The sequence below is a fragment of the Rhizobium sp. AN73 genome, assembly GCF_030757975.1.
Taxonomy (GTDB): Bacteria; Pseudomonadota; Alphaproteobacteria; order Rhizobiales; family Rhizobiaceae; genus Agrobacterium; species Agrobacterium arsenijevicii.
This window is the reverse complement of the sequence record NZ_JARWME010000002.1, coordinates 668,311-689,334: the sequence shown is the minus strand read 5'-3', so window position 1 is coordinate 689,334 and position 21,024 is coordinate 668,311. Positions and strand designations below refer to the sequence as shown.

Sequence of the window (21,024 nt, the reverse complement as noted above, 5' to 3'; positions counted from 1 at the left end):
TCTATGCCGCACGAATGACGTTCTCCATCAGCCCATTCAGCTGGTCGCGATAACCGGTTCTGGCCGAGGGCGCGTCCTCACGCGACGTCATCACCACGGAAAGCCGTCTGGAGGGAACGATGTAAAGCATCTGCCCACCATAACCCCAGGCATAATAGACCGTCTCGCCCGCCATCTCCTTGATGAACCAGCAATAGCCGTAACCATCGCCATTAAAGACGGAGTTGGTGCGCTGTTGCCAGGATTGCTCAATCCAGCCTTTTGAAATCAGTCGCTTGCCATCAGGCGTGACACCGCCCAGCCGGTAAAGCTCGCCAAAGGCCAGCAGCGACCGTGCCGTCATCGCCATCTGGTTGCCGCCAAGATAGATGCCCTGCGGATCGCGCTCCCAACTGCCGATGGAAAACCCTTGCAGCGGTCGGAACCAGTCGCGCGCCAGAGACAGCGTCGAGCGGCCAGATGCCTTCGTCAATATCGCCGAAAGCAGATGTGTGGACGCGGTGGAATACAGCATGCCGCCGCCCGGCTCTCCGTTGAAACCCGACCCGAGCGCCATTCGCACCCAGTTGCGGCTTTCCACCCAGCGACCGTAATTCGGGCCGGACATGCGCTCCAGACCCGATTGCATGGAAAGCAGGTTGCCGATGGTGATCCTTTCCAGACGCGGATCGGGGTTTGGCGGAAAATCGCTGCGCAGAATGGTTGCGATCGGCTGATCCGCCCCGGCCAGTATCTTGCGATCGATCGCCATGCCGACCAGCGCCGAAACGACCGATTTCGACGCCGACTTGATATTGGTGGAACCGGCAAGGCTGGCGCCATGATAGGCACGGCTTGCGACCTCCCTGCCATCGATGCTAACGACAACCGCCTTGAGGCTCGAAAGCGCATCCGCATTCCGCAGCAACGGTTCGAAACGGACGCCGTTGTCGGCGCTTTGCGCGCGGGCAAGATGGGCAACAGGCAGGGACGCAATGAGGGCGAGTGCGGTTCGTCTTTTCATGCTGTTGAAGTTAGCGATCGCCGCGCCGTGGAAAAGCCCCGGCAGGCGAAATCACTCCAACGTGACTGCGGAGACGGCCGGAATCCGGCTGGGAGCTTTCGAATTTACAACGGTAAAACAGTAGGTTGCACAGATTTGGAGAATCAAGCTCTGAGGCAATTGAATCTGTTTCTGAACCGCGAGTAGCATTCGCCAAAAGCGCAATAAAAAGCCGCCCCGAAAGGGCGGCTGGTCAAGGATGATAGATCTATCCTCACATTTGACGTCATCCTCGGGCTTGTCCCGAGGATCCATGGCGTTCGCGGCTTATGGATCCTCGCCTCAAGGGCGAGGATGGCGGAGGAAGGCTTCGCACCTTCGCCCTTAAGCCGAAAAGGCCTTACTCCGGCAAAATCCGCACGGCACCCTTGTCGGCACTGGACGCAAAGGCGGCATAGGCCTTCAGCGCGGTTGTGACATTGCGCTTGCGCGGTGCCTCCGGCTTCCAGCCGAGTTTATCCTGTTCGGCACGGCGCGACGCCAGTTCCGCTTCCGCGACGCTGAGGTTGATCGTGCGGTTCGGAATGTCGATCTCGATCAGGTCGCCCTGACGCACGAGGCCGATCGCGCCGCCCTGTGCCGCTTCCGGCGAGGCATGGCCGATGGAAAGGCCTGACGTGCCGCCCGAGAAACGACCATCGGTGATAAGCGCGCAGGCTTTGCCGAGACCCTTGGACTTGAGGTAGCTGGTCGGGTAAAGCATTTCCTGCATGCCGGGGCCGCCCTTCGGGCCTTCGTAACGGATGACGACCACGTCGCCCGCCTTGACCTCGTTGCCGAGAATGCCCTTCACCGCCGCGTCCTGGCTTTCGTAAACGACCGCAGGACCGGTGAATTTCAGGATGGATTCGTCTACACCCGCCGTCTTCACGATGCAGCCGTCGAGCGCGATGTTGCCGTAAAGCACAGCGAGACCGCCATCCTTGGAGAAAGGCTTTTCGACCGAGCGGATAACGCCGTTTTCGCTGTCAGTATCCAGATCGTCCCAACGCGAGGACTGGCTGAAAGCAACCTGCGTCGGCACACCACCCGGCGCTGCCTTGAAGAATTCGCGCACCGTCTCGCTGTTGGTGCGGGTGATGTCCCAGCGGTCGATGGCGTCGCCAAGCGTCGCTTCGTGCACCGTATAGGTATCGCGATTGAGGAGACCGCCACGATCCAGCTCGCCGAGAATACGCATGATGCCGCCGGCGCGGTGAACGTCTTCCATGTGCACGTCCTGCTTGGCAGGCGCGACCTTGGAAAGGCAGGGAACCTTGCGGGAAAGACGGTCGATGTCTTCCATGCCGAAATCGACACCGCCCTCATGCGCCGCTGCGAGAATATGCAGCACCGTATTGGTGGAGCCGCCCATGGCGATATCCAGCGACATGGCGTTTTCGAACGCCGCCTTGTTGGCGATGGTGCGCGGCAGAACGGTCTCGTCGTCCTGTTCGTAATAACGGCGCGCCAGATCGACGATCAGATGACCGGCCTCAACAAACAGCCGCCGGCGATCCGAATGGGTGGCGAGCGTCGAGCCGTTGCCGGGCAACGAAAGGCCCAGAGCTTCGGTCAGACAGTTCATGGAATTGGCGGTGAACATGCCGGAGCAGGAACCGCAGGTCGGGCAAGCGGAGCGCTCGATGATCTTGACGTCTTCGTCGGAAATCTTGTCGTCGGCAGCCGCAACCATGGCATCGACCAGATCGAGTGCGACCGTCTTGCCGTGCAGAACGACCTTGCCCGCTTCCATCGGACCACCGGAAACGAAAACGGCGGGAATGTTGAGGCGCATCGCCGCATTCAGCATGCCGGGGGTAATCTTGTCGCAGTTGGAGATGCACACCATCGCATCGGCGCAATGGGCATTGACCATGTATTCCACCGAGTCAGCGATGATCTCGCGCGACGGCAGCGAATAGAGCATGCCGTCATGGCCCATGGCGATGCCGTCATCGACCGCGATGGTATTGAATTCCTTGGCCACACCGCCTGCCGCCTCGATTTCGCGGGCAACGAGCTGGCCAAGATCCTTCAGATGCACATGGCCCGGCACGAATTGCGTAAAGGAATTGACCACCGCGATGATCGGCTTGCCGAAATCGCTGTCCTTCATGCCGGTGGCGCGCCAAAGGCCGCGCGCGCCCGCCATGTTGCGGCCGTGGGTTGTCGTTCTGGAGCGATAGACTGGCATGGTGTTTTCCTCGATCTCTTAGGCAGAAGAGCGCATTGCCGCAACGCGGTCAAAAAGCCCTCGCCCTATTTTGCGGTTTTTCTAGCGCAAACCGCAAGCCCTGTCACTGTCACCTTCGGGCAAAACAGTACGGTTCGGTACGGTACGCTCACTTTCAACACGGCAATCCGGGCAGCCTCTCATCACAAATGCGCGATTTCCGCCGCCCGACCGCTGTTTTTGCGCAGAGGGCTGAAACATATCTGTGCAGCAGCCGTATAGCCTATCATAATCGATTTATCGCCGATGCACCCGGCTTTTGTGGAGGTTGAAATGCCCGCCTATCGTCCGCCCCTGATCGCGGCTACAGAAATCACGCCGAAGAATATCTACCTGTCCCGACGCGGCTTCCTCGGTACGGCGGCAGGACTTGCGGCAATCGGGCTTGGCGGCCGCGAGGCAATTGCCGCTCCGCTTGCGGCGAAACCCGGCGCCTACAAGCTGGATGAAAAGCTCACCCCGCTCGATGCCGTCACCAGCTACAATAATTTCTACGAGTTCGGCGTCGGAAAATCCGACCCGAAGGAAAATTCCGGCAAGTTCAAGCCTACACCGTGGACCGTGAAGGTGGATGGCCTCGTCTCCAAACCGCAGGAATTTGGCATCGAAGAGCTGATGAAATATCAGCTCGAAGAGCGTACCTATCGCATGCGCTGTGTCGAGGGCTGGTCGATGGTCATTCCGTGGATCGGTTTCCCCCTCGCCGCGCTTCTCGACAAGGTGGAGCCGCTTGGCAGCGCCAAATACGTCTCCTTCGAAACCGTGGTGCGGCCGGAGGAAATGCCCGGCCAGAGCGGCCTGTTCCAGCCTTTGTCCTGGCCCTATGTCGAAGGTCTGCGCCTCGATGAGGCACGCCATCCGCTGACCATTCTCGCCGTCGGCCTATACGGCGAAACGCTGCCGAACCAGAACGGTGCGCCCATCCGCCTCGTCGTTCCGTGGAAATACGGTTTCAAGGGCATCAAATCCATCGTCCGAATTTCGCTGACCGAGAAACAGCCGGAAACGACTTGGAAAAACTCCAACGCCCGCGAATATGGCTTCTACTCCAACGTCAATCCGCATGTGGACCATCCGCGCTGGAGTCAGGCGACGGAACAGCGCATCGGCGAAGGCGGCTTTTTTGGCACCCAGAACCGCCCTACCCTGATGTTCAACGGTTATGAAGAGGTGGCAGGCCTCTATACCGGCATGGACCTGAAAGCGAACTACTGACCATGGCCCTCGCCTTTTCGCTTCCGTCGCTGCCGAAGCGTTACCAGCCGGCGGCCATCTGGTCGCTTTATGCGATCGGGCTCTGTCCCGGCGTATGGTATTTCTACCTCGCCGCAACCGGTGGCCTCGGCTTCAATCCGGTCAAGGATTTCGAGCACCTGCTCGGCATCTGGGCGTTACGCTTCCTCTGCGCTGGGCTTCTGGTAACCCCGCTGCGTGACCTGTTCAACATCAACCTCATCGCCTATCGCCGGGCACTGGGGCTGATCGCCTTTTATTACGTGCTGGCGCATTTCACTGTCTATCTGGTGCTGGATCGTGGCCTGATCATCAGCTCCATCGCCGGCGATATTCTGAAGCGGCCCTATATCATGCTCGGCATGGCGGGGCTTACCATGCTCTTGCCCCTCGCACTCACCTCCAATCGCTGGTCGATCCGCAAGCTCGGCAGTCGCTGGAACACGCTGCACAAACTCGTCTATCTCGTGCTCATCGTTGGCGTGCTGCATTTTGTGCTGGCGCGAAAATCGATCACGCTGGAGCCGGTTTTTTATATCAGCACGATGGTGGTGTTGCTCGGATACCGGCTGGTGCGGCCATCGATCATGGCGATGAAGAGGGCGAAACGCGCCAGACCCGTCCGGTCATGAAAGACGCGGCCGCAATCCCCCCGACATAACAAACGATATTCCACAGCGAAAAAAAACGGCCGAGCAGCAAAGCTCCGGCCGTCGTTGCACGAAACGCGTCCAGCGCCGGAAAATGGACAAGCCGGATCAGCTCAACGATCACGACGACAAGAACGGCGATGTGAACCTTATAGCCATGCCAGCGCGAGGGAAAGACGGCTGCCAGCAACAGGTAGGCCATCGCACCCCAGAGCACGGATCCGCCATATTTCACCGCCACGAACGGCAACCCCACGTCGTAGCCGAACGCCCGCAAGCAAAGGCCGCAAACGACCACCGCCACTGCGCCGGCCAAAAGCCGGATGCGGGCAAAATAAGGCGGGGATAGGGGTGGCAAGCCCATGCGAGCTCCTTCCGGTTTTCGTATGAAAGGTGACGAATGCAAATCGGGGCGTGAACATGAGCATAGGGACACGTCCAGCCGCAAGCCGCCTCTCCGTCTTGGACAATCTGCTTTGCGATACCTATCCCTGGGGCGAACTCAAGGGCATCAGGCGTTTTATCGTCGAGTTTCTCTATTTCGGCATCAAGGAAGCCCGCGCCTGCCTGTTTGCAGGCTTGTTCTTCATCTCCATCTTCGTGACGCCGCATGGCGGGCTGTTCGGAATTCCGCGTTATGACGTGCTGCTGGTCATTGCCCTCGCCATCCAGTTCTTCATGATCTGGAGCAGGCTGGAAACGCTGGACGAGGCCAAGGCAATTCTGCTGTTCCATATCGTCGGTTTTGCACTGGAGGTGTTCAAGACTTCCAGTGCCATCCAGTCATGGTCCTATCCGGATTTCGCCTATACTAAAGTGCTCGGCGTGCCGCTCTTTTCCGGCTTCATGTATGCCGCCGTCGGCAGCTACATCATTCAGGCATGGCGGCTGCTGGATGTGCGCATTCGCCACTATCCCACCTACTGGATGGCAACGCTGATCGGCATTGCCATCTACGTCAACTTCTTCACCCACCACTTCATCGGCGATTACCGCTGGTACATCGCCGCCTGCGCGATCGGTCTCTATTCCCGCGCCACCGTCGTTTACCGCCCCTATGATCGCGATCGCAAGATGCCCCTGCTTCTCTCCTTCGTCCTGATCGGCTTCTTTGTCTGGCTGGCGGAAAACATCTCCACCTTCTTCGGTATCTGGAAATATCCCGATCAGATCGGCGCCTGGTCCGTCGTCCATATCGGCAAATGGAGCTCATGGTCGCTGCTGGTCATCATGACCTTCACCATTGTCGCGCACCTCAAGCACATCAAGGGCCGTATCCACGTTCCGGAGTGAGAGAGATGAATTACTCCAAGGCATTTTCAAGTCTCGCAAGTTTTACAACTAAGCGCGTGGGCCTGAAATCCAACAATAGAACTGGCGGCCCTATATTCGCATTCCTAATAATCGCTTTGGCCGGTTGTGGTGTAGATTCACCTGATCGTTTGCGCAGCGATATCCCGGACGGCATCCCCGCTGGTGAGACCGTCTACTACAATACCAGATGGTTTGAATGCGCTGTCGCCATTTACAAGCTCGACTCCGTTTTCATGGATGAGGTCCGTCGGAACGGATTGCTTTCTCTAAACAAAGCAACATCCGCGCCTTGGGCTGAGGCGCCGGTACTGGGGGCGAACTACGCCATGGATCGCTGGGTCGCTGATTTTGGAAGTAGTTTGGACTGCATCGAAGACAAGAAGCTGCAAACGCTCTTTGAGCGAGCATCAGTCAACGGCGGCTATTTTCAAGTTCAGCTTACAAACTCGACAACCCTAATCGCGCCTGATGAGGGTTTAATGATGGTTGGCGGATACGAGTAGCTGCATCGCTAAGTATGGATTTAACTATCCCCACTCCAACATTTCGCCGCGACGCAAACCTTAATCATTCTGTCGGTTGATATCTGAACGCAAAAAAGCCGGGTGATCTCTCACCCGGCTTTTTAACTCACGACGCCCTGAAGGCGTCAGAACTTATGCGGCTTCGGCAGCAGCAGCTTCTGCAGCAACGCGAGCCTTGTCGGCTGCGCCCTTGGCATCAACGTCACGCTCGACGAATTCAACGACGGCGAGAGCCGCGTTGTCGCCCTGGCGGAAGCCGGCCTTCATGATACGCAGGTAGCCGCCGTTGCGGGTTGCGTAACGCGAAGCGATCGCGTCGAACAGCTTGCGAACGGCGTCCTGATCCTTGATCTGCGAGATCGCCTGACGACGAGCGTGCAGGTCGCCGCGCTTGCCGAGGGTGACGAGACGCTCGACGATCGGGCGGATTTCCTTCGCCTTAGGAAGCGTGGTTACGATCTGCTCATGGGTGATGAGCGAAGCAGCCATGTTGGCAAACATTGCCTTGCGGTGGCTGGCGGTTCTATTGAGCTTGCGGCCTGAATTTCCGTGGCGCATTGCTATTCTCCTTTAGTGCAGGCTTCCTATCCGGACCTGCCGTTTCCTGGCACATGCAGGTGACTTACCTGCTGTTTGACGGGGAAAGGCAGTCTTTAAAGGGTCTGCCTTTTTGCTTGTTAGTATTGGTCTTCGTAACGCTTGGCGAGATCTTCGATGTTCTCAGGCGGCCATGCCGGTACTTCCATACCGAGGTGCAGACCCATGGAAGCGAGAACTTCCTTGATTTCGTTCAGCGACTTGCGACCAAAGTTCGGCGTGCGAAGCATTTCGGCTTCGGTCTTCTGGATCAGGTCGCCGATATAGACGATGTTGTCGTTCTTCAGGCAGTTAGCCGAACGAACCGACAGCTCGAGCTCGTCGACCTTCTTGAGAAGCGCCGGGTTGAACGCGAGTTCGGTAACCGATTCTTCTTCTGCTTCCTTCTGCGGCTCGTCGAAGTTGACGAAGACGCCGAGCTGGTCCTGAAGAATACGAGCGGCGAAGGCAACGGCGTCTTCGCCGGAAACCGAACCGTTGGTCTCGATCGTCATGATCAGCTTGTCATAGTCGAGAACCTGGCCTTCACGGGTGTTTTCCACCTTGTAGGACACTTTCTTGACCGGAGAATAGAGGCTGTCCACCGGAATGAGGCCAATCGGGGCATCTTCCGCGCGGTTGCGCTCAGCCGGTACGTAACCCTTGCCGTTGTTGACGGTGAATTCCATGCGGATTTCAGCGCCTTCGTCCAGCGTGCAGATCACGTGGTCGGGGTTCAGGATTTCGATGTCGCCAACCGTCTGGATGTCACCAGCGGTTACGGCACCTGGGCCCTGCTTGCGCACGACCATGCGCTTGGAATCGTCACCATCCATCTTGATGGCGATTTCCTTGATGTTGAGCACGATATCCGTCACGTCTTCCCGAACGCCGGGAATGGAGGAGAATTCGTGCAGAACACCGTCGATCTGCACGGCCGTCACAGCGGCACCACGCAGAGAAGACAACAGAACGCGACGCAGCGCGTTGCCGAGGGTGAGGCCGAAACCACGTTCCAGCGGCTCGGCAACGAGCGTTGCCTTGGTGCGGCTGGACGAGGTGAACTCGACCTTGTTCGGCTTGATAAGTTCCTGCCAGTTCTTCTGAATCATCTTTAAACCTTCCGTTCGCCGCCACCATCCAATCGTGACGGACCGAGCATGAAAACACCGAGAGGAACCCAATTCAGTGGTTCATCGGTGGGTTCTTGAGCGCAAGTCCGTCGATCGAAATCGACGCGCACACGCCAGATACACGAAAATTCCGCCTGACCGAGGGAAAGGCGGAATTTCCGAACCACGGTCGCGTCAGACGCGGCGCTTCTTGCGCGGACGGCAACCGTTGTGCGGGATCGGCGTCACGTCGCGAATGGAGGTGATCATGAAACCGGCAGCCTGCAGAGCGCGAAGTGCAGATTCACGACCCGAACCCGGACCGCAAACTTCAACCTCAAGCGACTTCATGCCGTGTTCCTGAGCCTTCTTCGCGCAATCTTCAGCAGCGATCTGGGCAGCAAACGGGGTCGACTTACGCGAACCCTTGAAGCCCTTGGCACCAGCAGACGACCAGGCAATAGCATTGCCCTGTGCGTCGGTGATGGTGATCATCGTGTTGTTGAAGGTCGAGTTGACGTGCGCGACGCCCGACGTGATATTTTTACGTTCGCGACGGCGAACGCGTGCGGCTTCCTTGGCCATTTTATACCTTTCATTGATCTCTTCACCGCCGTAACACCAGCGGCTACACCGGCGATCGACCCGTTTCCGAGCTTCACGCCAAACTCAGAAAGGCTGGCGCAGACCGCACCAGCCTCCCCTTTCCGGAGAACCGGAAAATTACTTCTTCTTACCAGCGATAGCCTTCGCCGGACCCTTGCGGGTACGGGCGTTGGTGTGCGTGCGCTGACCGCGGACCGGAAGGCCACGACGGTGACGCAGGCCGCGGTAGCAGCCGAGGTCCATCAAACGCTTGATGTTCATCGACGTGTCGCGACGAAGGTCGCCTTCGACCTGATAGTCGCGGTCGATGGCTTCGCGGATCTGAAGAACTTCAGCATCCGTCAGCTGATGAACGCGCTTGTCAGCCGGAAGACCGACCTTGTCCATGATTTCCTGCGCGAATTTCGGACCAATCCCGTGAATATAGGTCAGCGCAATAACAACGCGCTTTGCAGTCGGGATGTTGACGCCAGCGATACGTGCCACGTCTTTTCTCCTTGGTTCCAGTTGCCATCCGGCAAGTGGTGATTCCATTCGAGCGGCCGAAACCGCCAGTTCAAAATTGATGTCCGCGACAAGTCAAAACGACTGAACCCGGATCTCCCTTCCCTCAGGGAAATCCGCGCCAGTCGCTTGGGATGTCGCGAGTTGGCGCGGTGTTTAACGGAATCAGCGCAAAAAAGCAACCGGCTCCGCCAAGATTCTTTTGCGATCCAAAGGATCTGTTAAACCAGAAGAGCGGACATCCAGCGAAAACCGTTTAAAGCTTCCGCCACCCCGCTCCAGCCGTCAGGCCGAGGCTTTCTCGAGAATGCCTTCAATGGCCGCGGTAACGGCATCGACATCCGCCATGCCGTCCAGCGTCACAAGCTCGCCCTGCTCGCTGTAATAGTGCGACAACGGTGCGGTCTTCTCGCGATATTCCGTCAGCCGCTTGCGGAAGGCTTCCGGATTGTCGTCAGAGCGAACCGTGCCACCGGCAGCGATGGTCTCTGCGACGCGGTTTTCGATTCGGCGAATCAACGCCTCTTCGTCGACCTTGAGTTCAATGACGGCATCAAGGGCAATATTCTTCTTGCGCATGTTCTCGGCAAGCGCCTTGGCTTGCGGAACGGTGCGTGGATAGCCGTCGAGAATAAAGCCCTTGGCACAGTTCGGTGCTTCGATGCTTTCAGAAACGATCTGATTGACGATATCGTCGGAAACAAGCCCACCGGCGTCCATGACGGCCTTGGCGCGCTTGCCGATTTCGGTGCCCGCGCTAACCGCAGCGCGAAGCATGTCACCGGTGGAAAGCTGCGGGATCCCGTACTTGTCAGTCAGGCGCTTGGCCTGGGTTCCCTTGCCCGCACCCGGCGGACCCAAAAATATCAGTCTCATCGTCCCCTCTTTCCTCCACGCAACTTCGACTTCTTGATCAGCCCTTCATACTGCTGAGCGATCAGGTGACCCTGGATCTGCGCAACCGTGTCCAGAGTTACACTGACAACGATCAAAAGCGAAGTACCACCAAGGGCTAATGGAATGCCCGTACGTGCGATAAGTGTCTCAGGAAGGATACACACGAAGACCAGATAAACGGCGCCGACCACGGTGATGCGGGTCAGAACGTAATCGATGTACTCCGCGGTGCGCTCGCCCGGACGAATGCCCGGAATGAAGCCGCCGTGCTTCTTGAGGTTATCGGCCGTGTCCTTCGGATTGAAGACGATAGCCGTGTAGAAAAACGCGAAGAACGCGATGAGCAGGCCGTAGAGAGCCATGAACAGCGGCTGCCCATGCTGCAGCGACGCGATGATCGAGGTTGCCCAGCCCGGCAGATTGGTGTTTCCGGCAAAACCGGCAGCCGTCGCGGGCAAAAGCAGCAGCGAGGATGCGAAGATCGCGGGAATGACACCGGCCGTGTTGAGCTTCAGAGGCAGATGCGAGGTATCGCCCTGGAACATCCGGTTGCCGACCTGGCGCTTCGGATATTGTATCAGCAGACGGCGCTGGGCGCGTTCCACAAAGACGATGAGGGCGATGACGCCGATTGCCACGATGACGACCATGAGGATGAGCGTCGTCGACAGCGCACCGGTGCGGCCGAGTTCCAGCGTACCCGCAAGCGCCTTGGGCAGACCTGCTGCAATGCCAGCGAAGATGATGAGCGAAATACCGTTGCCGATACCGCGCGACGTGATCTGTTCGCCGAGCCACATCAGGAACATCGTGCCGCCGAGCAGCGTGATGACGGTGGAAATACGGAAGAACAGGCCCGGATCGACCACAAGGCCGTTGCCGCTTTCAAGACCGACAGCGATGCCGTAGGCCTGAAGCGTGCCGAGCAGTACCGTGCCGTAGCGCGTGTACTGGTTGATGATCTTGCGACCGGCTTCGCCTTCCTTCTTCAACGCTTCGAGCGATGGCACGACCGAGGTCATGAGCTGCACGATGATCGAAGCGGAGATGTAAGGCATGATGCCGAGGGCGAAGATCGCCATACGCTCGACAGCGCCACCCGCAAACATGTTGAAAAGACCGAGAATACCGTTGGCCTGGCCACGGAAGGCCTGCGCATAGGCTTCTGGGTTCAGACCCGGAAGCGGAATGTGGGTGCCAAGACGGTAAACGAGAAGTGCGGCAAGAGTAAACCAGAGACGCTTTTTCAGATCCTCCGCCTTAGCGAAGGTCGAAAAATTCAGGTTCGAAGCCAGTTGTTCCGCTGCTGAAGCCATAAATTTCTCCGAATGACCCTTGCCGGCCAGTGAAAACCGGCCAATGCGGAAAGGTCTAAAAATACCGGTTCAAAAACGGGCTTCGGACGAACACGGCTTTGCGCCGCCATCATGCCTCACCCTGTTTTTTTATGTCCTATCCCCTCCCCTACGGAAGTTCAAGAACTGTGAGGCTCTCCCTGCAGCACTTTGTGCCGCATGTGGCGCGCATAACAGCTGCACCGCGAAGAGTTTGCCATGATGCCTCCATAAATCGATTTAAATCGAGAGCACCATAAGCCAGGGAGCGCAAACGCCCGGAGCGACTATGCCCCGGGCGTCTGAAGTCTATATATTACTCGGAAGCTTCAGCTGCAACCGCGAGAAGCTTGATAGTGCTACCAGCCTTCTCAATCTTTTCGAGTGCGGGCTTGGAAGCGCCGGCAACTTCGAAAGCGACCTTGGTCGTCAGTTCGCCGTCAGCGAGAATGCGAACGCCGTCCTTGGTGCGACGGATAACGCCAGCAGCCTTGAGGGCGGCAGCATCGATCGTTGCGGAAGCGTCGAGCTTCTTGGCGTCGATGGCGACCTGAATGCGGCCGAGCGATACAACAGCAAATTCGGAAGCGAAAATGTTGTTGAAACCGCGCTTCGGCAGACGACGGTAGATTGGCATCTGACCGCCTTCAAAACCGTTGATGGCGACGCCCGAACGAGCCTTCTGACCCTTCACACCGCGACCACCGGTCTTGCCCTTGCCAGAACCGATACCGCGACCTACGCGGATACGGTCCTTGGAGGAGCCTTCGTTGTCTCTGATTTCATTGAGTTTCATGATAGGTTACTCCGTCTCACTTCTCGTCAACGACGCGAACGAGATGCTGGACCGCACGGATCATGCCGCGAACCGCAGGAGTATCTTCCAGGGTGCGCTGACGGTGCATCTTGTTGAGACCCAGACCGACCAGCGTCTGACGCTGGATTGCCGGGCGGCGGATAGGGCTGCCGATCTGTTCGACCGTAACAGTCTTATTGGCTTCAGTAGTCTTCTTGGCCATGATCCAGCTCCTTATTCTTCAGAAGCGTTGCCGGAAGCGGCACGGCGAGACTGAAGGGTAGCATACTTCAGACCGCGCTGTGCAGCGATGTCCTTCGGATGAACCTGATGCTTCAGAGCGTCGAACGTTGCGCGAACCATGTTGTACGGGTTCGAAGAACCGGTCGACTTGGCAACAACGTCATGAACGCCCAGCGTTTCGAAAACAGCGCGCATCGGACCACCGGCGATGATACCGGTACCGGCCTTGGCCGAACGCAGCAGAACCTTGCCTGCGCCGTGACGGCCGTTGACGTCGTGATGCAGCGTGCGACCATCGCGCAGCGGAACGAAGATCAGATCGCGCTTTGCGCTCTCGGTTGCCTTACGGATGGCTTCCGGAACTTCGCGAGCCTTGCCGTGACCGAAGCCAACGCGACCCTTCTGGTCGCCAACGACGACGAGAGCGGCGAAGCCGAAGCGACGACCACCCTTAACAACCTTTGCAACGCGGTTGATCGCGACCAGCTTGTCGACGAATTCGCTATCGCGTTCTTCACGGTTCTGGCGATCGTCGCGAGAACCTCTTTTTTCCTGTGCCATTGTCCTTGTCCTTTTTCTTTTACGGGTGGAACGGCAAACGAAAAGACCACCGGCCTCGATGAAGAGACCCGCATGGCCCGGTGAAATTCCGCCCGGATCATTGTCCGGGCGGAAAAAAATCAGAAGTTCAGACCGCCTTCGCGGGCAGCTTCTGCCACAGCCTTGATACGGCCGTGATAGATGAACGCGCCACGGTCGAATACGACATCCTTGACGCCAGCCTTGACGCCACGCTCAGCGACGAGCTTGCCTACGACAGCTGCTGCTGCAACGTCGGCGCCGGTCTTGAGCGAGCCGCGCAGATCGGCTTCGAGCGTGGAGGCAGACGCAAGCGTCTTGCCAGCAACGTCATCGATGATCTGAGCGTAGATGTTCTTCGACGAGCGATGAACCGACAGGCGCGGGCGGCCATTGGCAACCGCCTTGATCTGGCGGCGCACACGGCTCGCGCGACGTGCAAGTGCTTCTTTCCTGCTAGCCATTTCGCGTGATCCTTACTTCTTCTTGCCTTCTTTGCGGACGATACGCTCTTCAGCGTACTTCACGCCCTTGCCCTTGTAGGGCTCGGGACCACGGTATTCGCGGATTTCCGCGGCAACCTGGCCAACCTGCTGCTTGTTGATGCCGGAAACGATGATTTCCGTCGGCTTCGGAACGGCAATGGTGATGCCGACCGGAGGCTCGTAAACAACATCGTGGCTGAAACCGAGAGCCAGCTGCAGGTTCTTGCCCTGCAGGGCTGCACGATAACCAACGCCGTTGATTTCGAGCTTGCGTTCGTAGCCGTCCTTAACACCCTTGAAGATGTTCTCGATCATCGTGCGGGACATGCCCCACTTGGAACGAGCTTCCTTGGTGTTGTTGGCCGGCGTTACGGAAACGCCATTATCTTCGAGTTTCAGCTGAATATCGTCATTAGCGACGAAAAACAGTTCACCCTTCGGGCCCTTAGCAGTGACCTTCTGGCCGTCGACGTTGGCCGTAACACCTGCTGGAACCTGAACGGGCTTTTTACCGATACGAGACATTGTTCAATCCTGTCTGTTCGTTATGGAGATCCGTGCTCGGGCCTTAGAAGACCGAGCAAAGAACCTCGCCACCAACGTTCTGTTCGCGAGCTTGGTGATCGGCCATCACGCCCTTCGGGGTCGAAAGGATGGTGATGCCGAGGCCGTTCGCGACCTGCGGAATGGACTTTACCGAGACATAAACTCGGCGGCCCGGCTTGGAAACGCGGCCGATCTCACGGATCACGGACGCGCCTTCGTAGTACTTCAGTTCGATCGTGAATTCGGCCTTGCCGTTTTCGAAATCGACCTTGGAATAACCGCGAATGTAGCCTTCAGCCTGCAGCACGTCGAGAACGCGTGCGCGGAGGCTGGAAGCAGGCGTGCTTACCGAAGACTTACGGCGAGCAGCACCATTGCGGATGCGGGTGAGCATATCACCCAAAGGATCAGTCATGGTCATGTGCCCGTCTCCTTACCAGCTCGACTTGACAATGCCCGGCACCTTGCCGGAATTGCCCAGCTCACGAAGCGCGATACGCGACATCTTGAGTTTGCGATAGAACGCGCGCGGACGGCCCGTTACTTCGCAGCGGTTGCGGATACGCGTCTTCGAGCCGTCACGCGGCAGCGAAGCGAGCTTCAGAGTGGCCTTGAACCGGTCTTCAATCGGAAGAGACTGGTTCATCACGATCGCCTTGAGTGCAGCACGCTTGGTAGCCTGCTGGGCGACCGACTTGCGGCGGCGCTTGTTCTTTTCAACTGCGCTTGTTTTCGCCATATCGGAGTTCCTTTTCTACGCTCGTCGTTACGGTTAGTGACGGAACGGGAAGTTGAACTCTGTAAGCAGAGCCCGAGCTTCGTCGTCCGACGTCGCCGTCGTGCAAACGATGATGTCCATGCCCCACATCTGATCAACCTTATCGTAGTTGATCTCAGGGAACACAATGTGTTCCTTGATGCCCATGGCGAAGTTGCCACGGCCGTCAAAGCTCTTCGGGTTCAGACCCCGGAAGTCGCGAACGCGCGGCAGCGCGATGTTGACCAGGCGATCAAGGAATTCATACATGCGTGCGCCACGAAGGGTAACCTTCGCACCGATCGGCATGCCTTCGCGAACCTTGAAACCAGCGATCGAGTTGCGAGCGCGGGTAACAACCGGCTTCTGGCCGGCAATCGCAGCCAGGTCACCGGCAGCGATGGTTGGCTTCTTGGAGTCGGCAGTTGCCTCGCCAACACCCATGTTGATCACGATCTTTTCAAGCTTCGGGATCATCATCACGTTGGCGTAGGAGAACTTCTCCTGCATGGCGCCACGGATACGGGAAACGTACTCCGTCTTGAGACGCGGCTCGTACTTATCAGCCATCGATCACTTCTCCCGAACGCTTGGCCACGCGGACCTTCTTGCCGTCTACAACAGTGAAGCCAACGCGGGTCGGCTTGCCATCCTTATCGACGATGGCAATGTTGGAGATGTGCAAGGACGCTTCCTTGTTGATGATGCCAGCTTCCTGAGCCTGGGTCTGGCGCTGGTGACGCTTCACCATGTTAACGCCACGCACAACGGCCCGATCTTCTTTCGGCATAACCTGGATTACTTCGCCGGTACGGCCCTTGTCCTTACCGGTCAATACGACAACGTTGTCGCCTTTACGAATTTTCTGCATCGCATACGCTCCTTACAGTACTTCCGGAGCCAGCGAGATGATCTTCATGTGGTTCTTGGCGCGAAGTTCGCGCGGAACCGGTCCGAAGATACGGGTGCCGATGGGCTCTTTTTTGTTGTCGATAAGAACGGCTGCGTTGTTATCGAAACGGATGACGCTGCCGTCAGCGCGACGGATGTCCTTGGCGGTGCGAACGACAACCGCCTTCATCACATCGCCCTTCTTGACGCGGCCGCGCGGAATAGCTTCCTTGATGGAAACGACAATAATGTCGCCAACAGAAGCATACTTGCGCTTCGAGCCGCCCAGCACCTTGATGCACATGACACGACGTGCGCCGGAATTATCCGCCACGTCGAGGTTTGTTTGCATCTGAATCATGTCAGGTCGCCTTCTTGTTGTTACCAGAACGGTTGGGCAAACTCTCCCGAGTGAGCCCCCTGCCCCAGCTTATGAATGTCTCTTTTTTTGCGCGGAAATGTCGTGACAGGGTGGTTTCCCGAAGGACCTTCCGTGCGCATCAAAGCAAAAGACGCTCGATTCACGAGCGTCCTTGCGGTGCTTCATACAGGATTTCGCGCCAAGTACAAGAGACCTGGCGCGATTCTGATGAAATTAAGCCTGGGCGGAAACGACCGTCCAGCGCTTGTCCTTGGAGATCGGTGCGCATTCCTCGATGGAAACGACATCGCCGACCTTATACTGATTGTTTTCGTCGTGTGCCTTGTACTTCTTCGAACGGCGAACGGTCTTCTGGAGCAGCGGGTGAGCGAATCGGCGCTCAACCCGGACTACAACAGTCTTCTCGTTCTTGTCGGACACTACGACGCCCTGCAGAATGCGTTTCGGCATATTATTTTTCCTTAGGCCTTGGCTTCTGCCGCCTTCTGGCGGGCAATGGTTTTAACGCGGGCGATGTCCTTGCGGACTTCGTTGATGCGCGAGGACTTCTCCAGCTGGCCAGTCGCCTTCTGGAAGCGCAGGTTGAACTGCTCCTTCTTCAGATCGGCGAGCTTGTCCTTGAGCTGGTCGGCGCTGAGGCCGCGAACTTCATCGGCTTTCATGTGCCTTGCTCCTTACTCTGCGATGCGCTGTACGAAGCGCGTCTTGACCGAGAGCTTGGCAGCGCCGAGACGAAGCGCCTCGCGGGCGATCTCCTCGGACACACCGTCGATCTCGAACATCATACGACCGGGCTTGACCTTGCATGCCCAGTATTCGACCGAACCCTTGCCCTTACCCATACGAACTTCGGTCGGCTTTGCCGTTACCGGAACGTCAGGGAATACGCGGATCCACACACGACCTGCGCGCTTCATGTAACGCGTGATCGCGCGGCGGGCCGCTTCGATCTCGCGTGCGTTCACGCGGTTCGGTTCCTGCGACTTCAAGCCGAATTCACCGAATGCCAGGTCAAAGCCGCCCTTGGCGACGCCCTTGATGCGTCCCTTGAACTGCTTACGGTACTTAGTACGCTTTGGCTGCAACATTTTCTTACTTCTCCGAGCTTATCTTTCGCCAGCGTCAATCAAGCGTTTTCGCGACGACGATCGGGACGATCGCCACGCTCACGGCTTGCAGGGCCCTGAGCATCGCCTTCGAGACCACGACGTTCAGAAGCCATCGGATCGTGCTCAAGGATTTCGCCCTTGAAGATCCAGACCTTGATGCCGCAAATGCCGAAAGCCGTTTCCGCTTCAGCCGTGCCGTAGTCGATGTCCGCACGCAGAGTGTGCAGCGGAACGCGGCCTTCGCGGTACCATTCGGTACGAGCGATTTCTGCGCCACCGAGACGGCCACCGCAGGTGATCTTGATGCCTTCGGCGCCAAGACGCATTGCGGACTGTACCGAACGCTTCATCGCACGGCGGAAAGCCACGCGGCGCTCGAGCTGCTGGGCGATCGACTGAGCGACGAGAGTCGCGTCGATTTCCGGCTTGCGCACTTCAACGATGTTGAGGTGCGTTTCGGAGTTGGTCATCTCGGAAAGCTTCTTGCGAAGCTTCTCGATGTCCGCGCCCTTCTTGCCGATGATCAGACCCGGACGAGCCGAATGGATCGTAACGCGGCACTTCTTGTGCGGACGCTCGATGACCACCTTGGCGATACCGGCCTGCTTGAGTTCCTTGATCAGGTAAGCCCGGATCTTCAGGTCTTCATGCAGAAGCTTGCCGTATTCAGCGGTGTCAGCGTACCAGCGGCTATCCCAGGTACGGTTGATGCCGAGGCGGAAGCCGATCGGATTGATTTTCTGACCCATTATGCGGCCTCCCCTTTTTCCTCAACTTCACGAACAACGATCGTGAGGTGAGAGAACGGCTTTTCAATGCGGGATGCACGACCACGGCCACGAGCGTGGAAACGCTTCATGGTGATGGACTTGCCAACATAGGCCTCGGCGACGACGAGAGCGTCGACGTCGAGGTCATGGTTGTTTTCCGCATTGGCAATCGCAGATTCGAGCGTCTTCTTGACGGTCCCTGCGATGCGCTTGCGGGAGAATTCGAGCTCGGCGAGAGCGCGATCCACCTTCTTGCCACGGATAAGAGCGGCAACCAGGTTCAGTTTCTGGGGGCTGACGCGGAGCGTACGGGCAATGGCCTGAGCCTCATTGTCCTTCAGCCGGCGTTCGGTCTTAGCCTTCGCCATGATTACTTCCTCTTTGCCTTCTTGTCCGCGCCGTGACCGTAATAGGTACGGGTGGGAGAGAATTCACCGAACTTGTGTCCGACCATGTCTTCATTGACAGAGACGGGCACATGCTTGCTGCCGTTGTACACGCCAAACGTCAGTCCGACGAACTGCGGCAGGATCGTGGAGCGACGGCTCCAGATCTTGATTACTTCATTGCGTCCGCTTTCGCGCACCTTCTCAGCCTTAGTGAGAAGATAGCCGTCAACAAACGGACCTTTCCAAACTGAACGAGCCACTTGAGACTTCTCCTCTTACTTCTTGCGCTGATGGCGCGAACGCATGATGAACTTGTCGGTCGACTTGTTCGAACGGGTGCGCTTGCCCTTCGTGGGTTTACCCCACGGAGTAACCGGGTGACGACCACCCGACGTGCGACCTTCACCACCACCGTGCGGGTGGTCGACCGGGTTCATGACGACGCCGCGAACGTGCGGACGCTTGCCACGCCAACGCGAACGACCGGCCTTGCCGTCGTTGGTGTTGCCGTGATCCGAGTTCGAAACAGCGCCGATCGATGCGAGGCAGGAGCCGTGCACCAGACGCTGTTCGCCCGAGTTGAGACGCAGGATAGCCATACCGGCATCGCGGCCGACGAGCTGGACGTACGTACCGGCGGAGCGGGCAATCTGACCGCCTTTACCCGGCTTCATCTCGACGTTGTGGATGATCGAACCAACCGGAATGTACTGAAGCGGCATGGTGTTGCCGGGCTTCACGTCCACTGCCTTGTCGGAGGCGATTACCTTGTCACCGGCAGCAAGACGCTGTGGCGCGAGAATGTAAGCCTGTTCGCCGTCGGTATACGTAACCAGCGCGATGAACGCGGTGCGGTTGGGGTCGTATTCCAGACGCTCAACGGTGCCTTCCACGTCGAACTTGCGACGCTTGAAGTCCACCAAACGGTAGGTCCGCTTGTGACCACCACCCTGGAACCGGACGGTGATCCGGCCCTGGTTGTTGCGGCCACCCTTGGAGCTGAGGCCCTGGGTGAGAGCCTTTACCGGCTTGCCCTTGTAGAGCGAAGCGCGGTCCACGATAACCAGCTGACGCTGGCTCGGCGTGGTCGGATTGAAACTTTTCAATGCCATATTCTTGTTCCCTTTTGGGTCTTTGCCCGCTTGGGCCTAACCTTTAGAGTCCGGTGGACACGTCGATGGATTGACCTTCGGCGAGCGTAACGACGGCTTTCTTGACGTCTTTCAGCTTACCGGCGAACCCACGGAAACGACGGGTCTTACCCTTGCGGATAAGCGTGTTCACAGCCGTGACTTTGACGCCGAAGAGAGCTTCCACGGCAGCCTTGATTTCAGGCTTGGAAGCGCTTTTGGCGACGTTGAATACGACCTGGTTCTGTTCGGATACCAGCGTCGACTTTTCCGTGATCGAAGGAGATACGATCACATCGTAGTGGCGAAGATCCGTCATTTGAACCGCTCCTCCAGAGCCTCTACAGCAGCCTTGGAAAGCACGAGCTTGCCACGACGCAGGATGTCGTAAACATTGATGCCCTGAACCGGCAGAACGTCCACATTCGGGATGTTCTGAGCTGCGAGCTTGAAGTTGCCATCAAGTTCTGCGCCACCGATAACGAGAGCGTTGGTCAGGCCAAGCGAAGCGAAGCTGCCCAGCAGAGCCTTGGTCTTTGCTTCGGACGCGACGAGCTGATCGACGATGATCAGTTCTTCAGCCTTCAGCTTTGCAGACAGGGCGTGACGCAGAGCAAGCGCGCGAACCTTCTTGGGAAGGTCGTGTGCGTGGCTGCGAACGACCGGGCCGTGGGCCTTGCCGCCGCCGCGGAACTGCGGTGCGCGAGCCGAATGGTGACGAGCGCGGCCCGTACCCTTCTGCTTGTACATCTTCGCACCGGTACGGGAAACTTCCGCACGGGTCTTGGTTTTGTGAGTTCCCTGCTGCTTCTTAGCAAGCTGCCAGCGAACCATACGGGCCAGGATATCCTGACGGGGATCGAGGCCGAAAATCTCGTCCGACAGAGAAACCTTGCCGGCGTCTTTTCCCTCGAGGGTCTTGACGTTCAATTCCATGATA

32 protein-coding genes are annotated in these 21,024 nt (G+C 57.9%); 4 read left to right on the top strand and 28 right to left on the bottom strand.

Annotated features, from left to right (window positions below):
• Position 1: 1 nt before the first annotated feature.
• Positions 2 to 1,003 carry a serine hydrolase gene (locus RBH10_RS13335; protein WP_281036893.1) on the bottom strand — a complete coding sequence of 334 codons (1,002 nt, stop codon included), beginning with the start codon at positions 1,001 to 1,003 and terminating at the stop codon, positions 2 to 4.
• A gap of 379 nt (positions 1,004 to 1,382) precedes the next feature.
• Positions 1,383 to 3,218, bottom strand: coding sequence for a dihydroxy-acid dehydratase (ilvD, locus tag RBH10_RS13330; protein WP_045017104.1), 1,836 nt, complete (start codon positions 3,216 to 3,218; stop codon positions 1,383 to 1,385).
• A gap of 312 nt (positions 3,219 to 3,530) precedes the next feature.
• Between ilvD and msrP the strand changes: the two genes are divergently transcribed.
• Positions 3,531 to 4,472 (top strand): protein-methionine-sulfoxide reductase catalytic subunit MsrP, encoded by a 942-nt coding sequence (gene msrP, locus RBH10_RS13325; protein WP_281036894.1) that lies wholly within the window; start codon positions 3,531 to 3,533, stop codon positions 4,470 to 4,472.
• Between the two features lie 2 nt (positions 4,473 to 4,474).
• Positions 4,475 to 5,122, top strand: a complete 648-nt coding sequence (gene msrQ, locus RBH10_RS13320) for a protein-methionine-sulfoxide reductase heme-binding subunit MsrQ (RefSeq protein ID WP_281036895.1) — start codon at positions 4,475 to 4,477, stop codon at positions 5,120 to 5,122.
• Here the strand turns inward: msrQ and RBH10_RS13315 are convergent.
• A complete protein-coding gene (locus RBH10_RS13315) occupies positions 5,076 to 5,504 on the bottom strand; it encodes a DUF2809 domain-containing protein (RefSeq protein WP_281036896.1) in 429 nt (142 codons plus the stop codon). The two genes, msrQ and RBH10_RS13315, sit on opposite strands and share 47 nt — an antisense overlap.
• Positions 5,505 to 5,560: 56 nt before the next feature.
• Between RBH10_RS13315 and RBH10_RS13310 the strand changes: the two genes are divergently transcribed.
• Positions 5,561 to 6,433 (top strand): DUF817 domain-containing protein, encoded by an 873-nt coding sequence (locus RBH10_RS13310; RefSeq protein ID WP_281036897.1) that lies wholly within the window; start codon positions 5,561 to 5,563, stop codon positions 6,431 to 6,433.
• A gap of 5 nt (positions 6,434 to 6,438) precedes the next feature.
• Positions 6,439 to 6,957, top strand: coding sequence for a hypothetical protein (locus RBH10_RS13305; protein ID WP_281036898.1), 519 nt, complete (start codon positions 6,439 to 6,441; stop codon positions 6,955 to 6,957).
• A gap of 153 nt (positions 6,958 to 7,110) precedes the next feature.
• Here the strand turns inward: RBH10_RS13305 and rplQ are convergent, their stop codons facing one another.
• From rplQ to rplD, 25 genes are all read right to left on the bottom strand, one after another.
• Entirely contained in the window at positions 7,111 to 7,536 is a 426-nt protein-coding gene (gene rplQ, locus RBH10_RS13300) for a 50S ribosomal protein L17 (RefSeq protein WP_003495230.1), read from the bottom strand.
• A gap of 119 nt (positions 7,537 to 7,655) precedes the next feature.
• Positions 7,656 to 8,666 carry a DNA-directed RNA polymerase subunit alpha gene (locus RBH10_RS13295; protein ID WP_045017096.1) on the bottom strand — a complete coding sequence of 337 codons (1,011 nt, stop codon included), beginning with the start codon at positions 8,664 to 8,666 and terminating at the stop codon, positions 7,656 to 7,658.
• Between the two features lie 195 nt (positions 8,667 to 8,861).
• On the bottom strand, positions 8,862 to 9,251 hold the full coding sequence (gene rpsK / locus RBH10_RS13290) for a 30S ribosomal protein S11 (RefSeq protein ID WP_003495225.1): 390 nt from the start codon (positions 9,249 to 9,251) through the stop codon (positions 8,862 to 8,864).
• Between the two features lie 138 nt (positions 9,252 to 9,389).
• On the bottom strand, positions 9,390 to 9,758 hold the full coding sequence (rpsM, locus tag RBH10_RS13285) for a 30S ribosomal protein S13 (RefSeq protein WP_003507791.1): 369 nt from the start codon (positions 9,756 to 9,758) through the stop codon (positions 9,390 to 9,392).
• 303 nt (positions 9,759 to 10,061) lie between these two features.
• Positions 10,062 to 10,652 (bottom strand): adenylate kinase, encoded by a 591-nt coding sequence (locus tag RBH10_RS13280; RefSeq protein ID WP_045017092.1) that lies wholly within the window; start codon positions 10,650 to 10,652, stop codon positions 10,062 to 10,064.
• Positions 10,649 to 11,989, bottom strand: coding sequence for a preprotein translocase subunit SecY (secY, locus tag RBH10_RS13275; RefSeq protein WP_003516124.1), 1,341 nt, complete (start codon positions 11,987 to 11,989; stop codon positions 10,649 to 10,651). Before secY ends, RBH10_RS13280 begins: the two co-directional genes overlap by 4 nt.
• A 334-nt stretch (positions 11,990 to 12,323) precedes the next feature.
• Positions 12,324 to 12,803 (bottom strand): 50S ribosomal protein L15, encoded by a 480-nt coding sequence (gene rplO / locus RBH10_RS13270; protein WP_045017090.1) that lies wholly within the window; start codon positions 12,801 to 12,803, stop codon positions 12,324 to 12,326.
• A gap of 16 nt (positions 12,804 to 12,819) precedes the next feature.
• Positions 12,820 to 13,026 carry a 50S ribosomal protein L30 gene (gene rpmD, locus RBH10_RS13265; RefSeq protein ID WP_045017089.1) on the bottom strand — a complete coding sequence of 69 codons (207 nt, stop codon included), beginning with the start codon at positions 13,024 to 13,026 and terminating at the stop codon, positions 12,820 to 12,822.
• An 11-nt stretch (positions 13,027 to 13,037) separates the two neighbouring features.
• Complete coding sequence (gene rpsE, locus RBH10_RS13260; protein WP_003516126.1) at positions 13,038 to 13,607, bottom strand: 30S ribosomal protein S5; 570 nt, start codon at positions 13,605 to 13,607, stop codon at positions 13,038 to 13,040.
• 119 nt (positions 13,608 to 13,726) lie between these two features.
• A complete protein-coding gene (gene rplR, locus RBH10_RS13255) occupies positions 13,727 to 14,089 on the bottom strand; it encodes a 50S ribosomal protein L18 (protein ID WP_003516127.1) in 363 nt (120 codons plus the stop codon).
• Positions 14,090 to 14,101: 12 nt separating this feature from the next.
• A complete protein-coding gene (gene rplF / locus RBH10_RS13250) occupies positions 14,102 to 14,635 on the bottom strand; it encodes a 50S ribosomal protein L6 (protein WP_003516129.1) in 534 nt (177 codons plus the stop codon).
• 43 nt (positions 14,636 to 14,678) lie between these two features.
• Positions 14,679 to 15,077, bottom strand: coding sequence for a 30S ribosomal protein S8 (rpsH, locus tag RBH10_RS13245; protein ID WP_003516131.1), 399 nt, complete (start codon positions 15,075 to 15,077; stop codon positions 14,679 to 14,681).
• A 12-nt stretch (positions 15,078 to 15,089) separates the two neighbouring features.
• Positions 15,090 to 15,395, bottom strand: a complete 306-nt coding sequence (gene rpsN / locus RBH10_RS13240; protein ID WP_003495202.1) for a 30S ribosomal protein S14 — start codon at positions 15,393 to 15,395, stop codon at positions 15,090 to 15,092.
• Between the two features lie 33 nt (positions 15,396 to 15,428).
• Positions 15,429 to 15,983, bottom strand: coding sequence for a 50S ribosomal protein L5 (rplE, locus tag RBH10_RS13235; RefSeq protein ID WP_003495201.1), 555 nt, complete (start codon positions 15,981 to 15,983; stop codon positions 15,429 to 15,431).
• The gene (gene rplX / locus RBH10_RS13230; protein WP_045017086.1) at positions 15,976 to 16,284 is read right to left on the bottom strand and encodes a 50S ribosomal protein L24; all 309 of its coding nucleotides are present in this window, start codon (positions 16,282 to 16,284) and stop codon (positions 15,976 to 15,978) included. The genes rplE and rplX overlap by 8 nt, the downstream gene beginning before the upstream one ends.
• A 12-nt stretch (positions 16,285 to 16,296) precedes the next feature.
• The gene (gene rplN, locus RBH10_RS13225; protein ID WP_003495199.1) at positions 16,297 to 16,665 is read right to left on the bottom strand and encodes a 50S ribosomal protein L14; all 369 of its coding nucleotides are present in this window, start codon (positions 16,663 to 16,665) and stop codon (positions 16,297 to 16,299) included.
• Positions 16,666 to 16,899: 234 nt separating this feature from the next.
• Positions 16,900 to 17,136, bottom strand: a complete 237-nt coding sequence (rpsQ, locus tag RBH10_RS13220; RefSeq protein ID WP_003495195.1) for a 30S ribosomal protein S17 — start codon at positions 17,134 to 17,136, stop codon at positions 16,900 to 16,902.
• An 11-nt stretch (positions 17,137 to 17,147) separates the two neighbouring features.
• Positions 17,148 to 17,348 (bottom strand): 50S ribosomal protein L29, encoded by a 201-nt coding sequence (rpmC, locus tag RBH10_RS13215; protein WP_003495193.1) that lies wholly within the window; start codon positions 17,346 to 17,348, stop codon positions 17,148 to 17,150.
• A gap of 12 nt (positions 17,349 to 17,360) precedes the next feature.
• A complete protein-coding gene (gene rplP, locus RBH10_RS13210) occupies positions 17,361 to 17,774 on the bottom strand; it encodes a 50S ribosomal protein L16 (protein WP_003516136.1) in 414 nt (137 codons plus the stop codon).
• A 38-nt stretch (positions 17,775 to 17,812) separates the two neighbouring features.
• On the bottom strand, positions 17,813 to 18,544 hold the full coding sequence (gene rpsC / locus RBH10_RS13205) for a 30S ribosomal protein S3 (protein ID WP_003516138.1): 732 nt from the start codon (positions 18,542 to 18,544) through the stop codon (positions 17,813 to 17,815).
• Positions 18,544 to 18,933, bottom strand: a complete 390-nt coding sequence (gene rplV, locus RBH10_RS13200; protein WP_003495184.1) for a 50S ribosomal protein L22 — start codon at positions 18,931 to 18,933, stop codon at positions 18,544 to 18,546. The genes rpsC and rplV overlap by 1 nt, the downstream gene beginning before the upstream one ends.
• Positions 18,934 to 18,935: 2 nt before the next feature.
• The gene (rpsS, locus tag RBH10_RS13195; protein WP_003507772.1) at positions 18,936 to 19,214 is read right to left on the bottom strand and encodes a 30S ribosomal protein S19; all 279 of its coding nucleotides are present in this window, start codon (positions 19,212 to 19,214) and stop codon (positions 18,936 to 18,938) included.
• Positions 19,215 to 19,229: 15 nt separating this feature from the next.
• Entirely contained in the window at positions 19,230 to 20,066 is an 837-nt protein-coding gene (gene rplB / locus RBH10_RS13190) for a 50S ribosomal protein L2 (protein ID WP_003516146.1), read from the bottom strand.
• Positions 20,067 to 20,109: 43 nt separating this feature from the next.
• Complete coding sequence (locus tag RBH10_RS13185) at positions 20,110 to 20,403, bottom strand: 50S ribosomal protein L23 (protein WP_003495178.1); 294 nt, start codon at positions 20,401 to 20,403, stop codon at positions 20,110 to 20,112.
• Positions 20,400 to 21,020 (bottom strand): 50S ribosomal protein L4, encoded by a 621-nt coding sequence (gene rplD, locus RBH10_RS13180; RefSeq protein WP_045017071.1) that lies wholly within the window; start codon positions 21,018 to 21,020, stop codon positions 20,400 to 20,402. The genes RBH10_RS13185 and rplD overlap by 4 nt, the downstream gene beginning before the upstream one ends.
• Between the last annotated feature and the right edge of the window lie 4 nt (positions 21,021 to 21,024).

Excerpts from the sequence above, each read along its gene's own strand:
- RBH10_RS13335 (WP_281036893.1), bottom strand. The coding sequence starts at position 1,003 with ATGAAAAGACGAACCGCACTCGCCCTCATTGCGTCCCTGCCTGTTGCC.
- ilvD (WP_045017104.1), bottom strand. The coding sequence starts at position 3,218 with ATGCCAGTCTATCGCTCCAGAACGACAACCCACGGCCGCAACATGGCG.
- msrP (WP_281036894.1), top strand. The coding sequence starts at position 3,531 with ATGCCCGCCTATCGTCCGCCCCTGATCGCGGCTACAGAAATCACGCCG.
- msrQ (WP_281036895.1), top strand. The coding sequence starts at position 4,475 with ATGGCCCTCGCCTTTTCGCTTCCGTCGCTGCCGAAGCGTTACCAGCCG.
- RBH10_RS13315 (WP_281036896.1), bottom strand. The coding sequence starts at position 5,504 with ATGGGCTTGCCACCCCTATCCCCGCCTTATTTTGCCCGCATCCGGCTT.
- RBH10_RS13310 (WP_281036897.1), top strand. The coding sequence starts at position 5,561 with ATGAGCATAGGGACACGTCCAGCCGCAAGCCGCCTCTCCGTCTTGGAC.
- RBH10_RS13305 (WP_281036898.1), top strand. The coding sequence starts at position 6,439 with ATGAATTACTCCAAGGCATTTTCAAGTCTCGCAAGTTTTACAACTAAG.
- rplQ (WP_003495230.1), bottom strand. The coding sequence starts at position 7,536 with ATGCGCCACGGAAATTCAGGCCGCAAGCTCAATAGAACCGCCAGCCAC.
- RBH10_RS13295 (WP_045017096.1), bottom strand. The coding sequence starts at position 8,666 with ATGATTCAGAAGAACTGGCAGGAACTTATCAAGCCGAACAAGGTCGAG.
- rpsK (WP_003495225.1), bottom strand. The coding sequence starts at position 9,251 with ATGGCCAAGGAAGCCGCACGCGTTCGCCGTCGCGAACGTAAAAATATC.
- RBH10_RS13280 (WP_045017092.1), bottom strand. The coding sequence starts at position 10,652 with ATGAGACTGATATTTTTGGGTCCGCCGGGTGCGGGCAAGGGAACCCAG.
- secY (WP_003516124.1), bottom strand. The coding sequence starts at position 11,989 with ATGGCTTCAGCAGCGGAACAACTGGCTTCGAACCTGAATTTTTCGACC.
- rplO (WP_045017090.1), bottom strand. The coding sequence starts at position 12,803 with ATGAAACTCAATGAAATCAGAGACAACGAAGGCTCCTCCAAGGACCGT.
- rpmD (WP_045017089.1), bottom strand. The coding sequence starts at position 13,026 with ATGGCCAAGAAGACTACTGAAGCCAATAAGACTGTTACGGTCGAACAG.
- rpsE (WP_003516126.1), bottom strand. The coding sequence starts at position 13,607 with ATGGCACAGGAAAAAAGAGGTTCTCGCGACGATCGCCAGAACCGTGAA.
- rplR (WP_003516127.1), bottom strand. The coding sequence starts at position 14,089 with ATGGCTAGCAGGAAAGAAGCACTTGCACGTCGCGCGAGCCGTGTGCGC.
- rplF (WP_003516129.1), bottom strand. The coding sequence starts at position 14,635 with ATGTCTCGTATCGGTAAAAAGCCCGTTCAGGTTCCAGCAGGTGTTACG.
- rpsH (WP_003516131.1), bottom strand. The coding sequence starts at position 15,077 with ATGACCATGACTGATCCTTTGGGTGATATGCTCACCCGCATCCGCAAT.
- rpsN (WP_003495202.1), bottom strand. The coding sequence starts at position 15,395 with ATGGCGAAAACAAGCGCAGTTGAAAAGAACAAGCGCCGCCGCAAGTCG.
- rplE (WP_003495201.1), bottom strand. The coding sequence starts at position 15,983 with ATGGCTGATAAGTACGAGCCGCGTCTCAAGACGGAGTACGTTTCCCGT.
- rplX (WP_045017086.1), bottom strand. The coding sequence starts at position 16,284 with ATGCAGAAAATTCGTAAAGGCGACAACGTTGTCGTATTGACCGGTAAG.
- rplN (WP_003495199.1), bottom strand. The coding sequence starts at position 16,665 with ATGATTCAGATGCAAACAAACCTCGACGTGGCGGATAATTCCGGCGCA.
- rpsQ (WP_003495195.1), bottom strand. The coding sequence starts at position 17,136 with ATGCCGAAACGCATTCTGCAGGGCGTCGTAGTGTCCGACAAGAACGAG.
- rpmC (WP_003495193.1), bottom strand. The coding sequence starts at position 17,348 with ATGAAAGCCGATGAAGTTCGCGGCCTCAGCGCCGACCAGCTCAAGGAC.
- rplP (WP_003516136.1), bottom strand. The coding sequence starts at position 17,774 with ATGTTGCAGCCAAAGCGTACTAAGTACCGTAAGCAGTTCAAGGGACGC.
- rpsC (WP_003516138.1), bottom strand. The coding sequence starts at position 18,544 with ATGGGTCAGAAAATCAATCCGATCGGCTTCCGCCTCGGCATCAACCGT.
- rplV (WP_003495184.1), bottom strand. The coding sequence starts at position 18,933 with ATGGCGAAGGCTAAGACCGAACGCCGGCTGAAGGACAATGAGGCTCAG.
- rplB (WP_003516146.1), bottom strand. The coding sequence starts at position 20,066 with ATGGCATTGAAAAGTTTCAATCCGACCACGCCGAGCCAGCGTCAGCTG.
- RBH10_RS13185 (WP_003495178.1), bottom strand. The coding sequence starts at position 20,403 with ATGACGGATCTTCGCCACTACGATGTGATCGTATCTCCTTCGATCACG.
- rplD (WP_045017071.1), bottom strand. The coding sequence starts at position 21,020 with ATGGAATTGAACGTCAAGACCCTCGAGGGAAAAGACGCCGGCAAGGTT.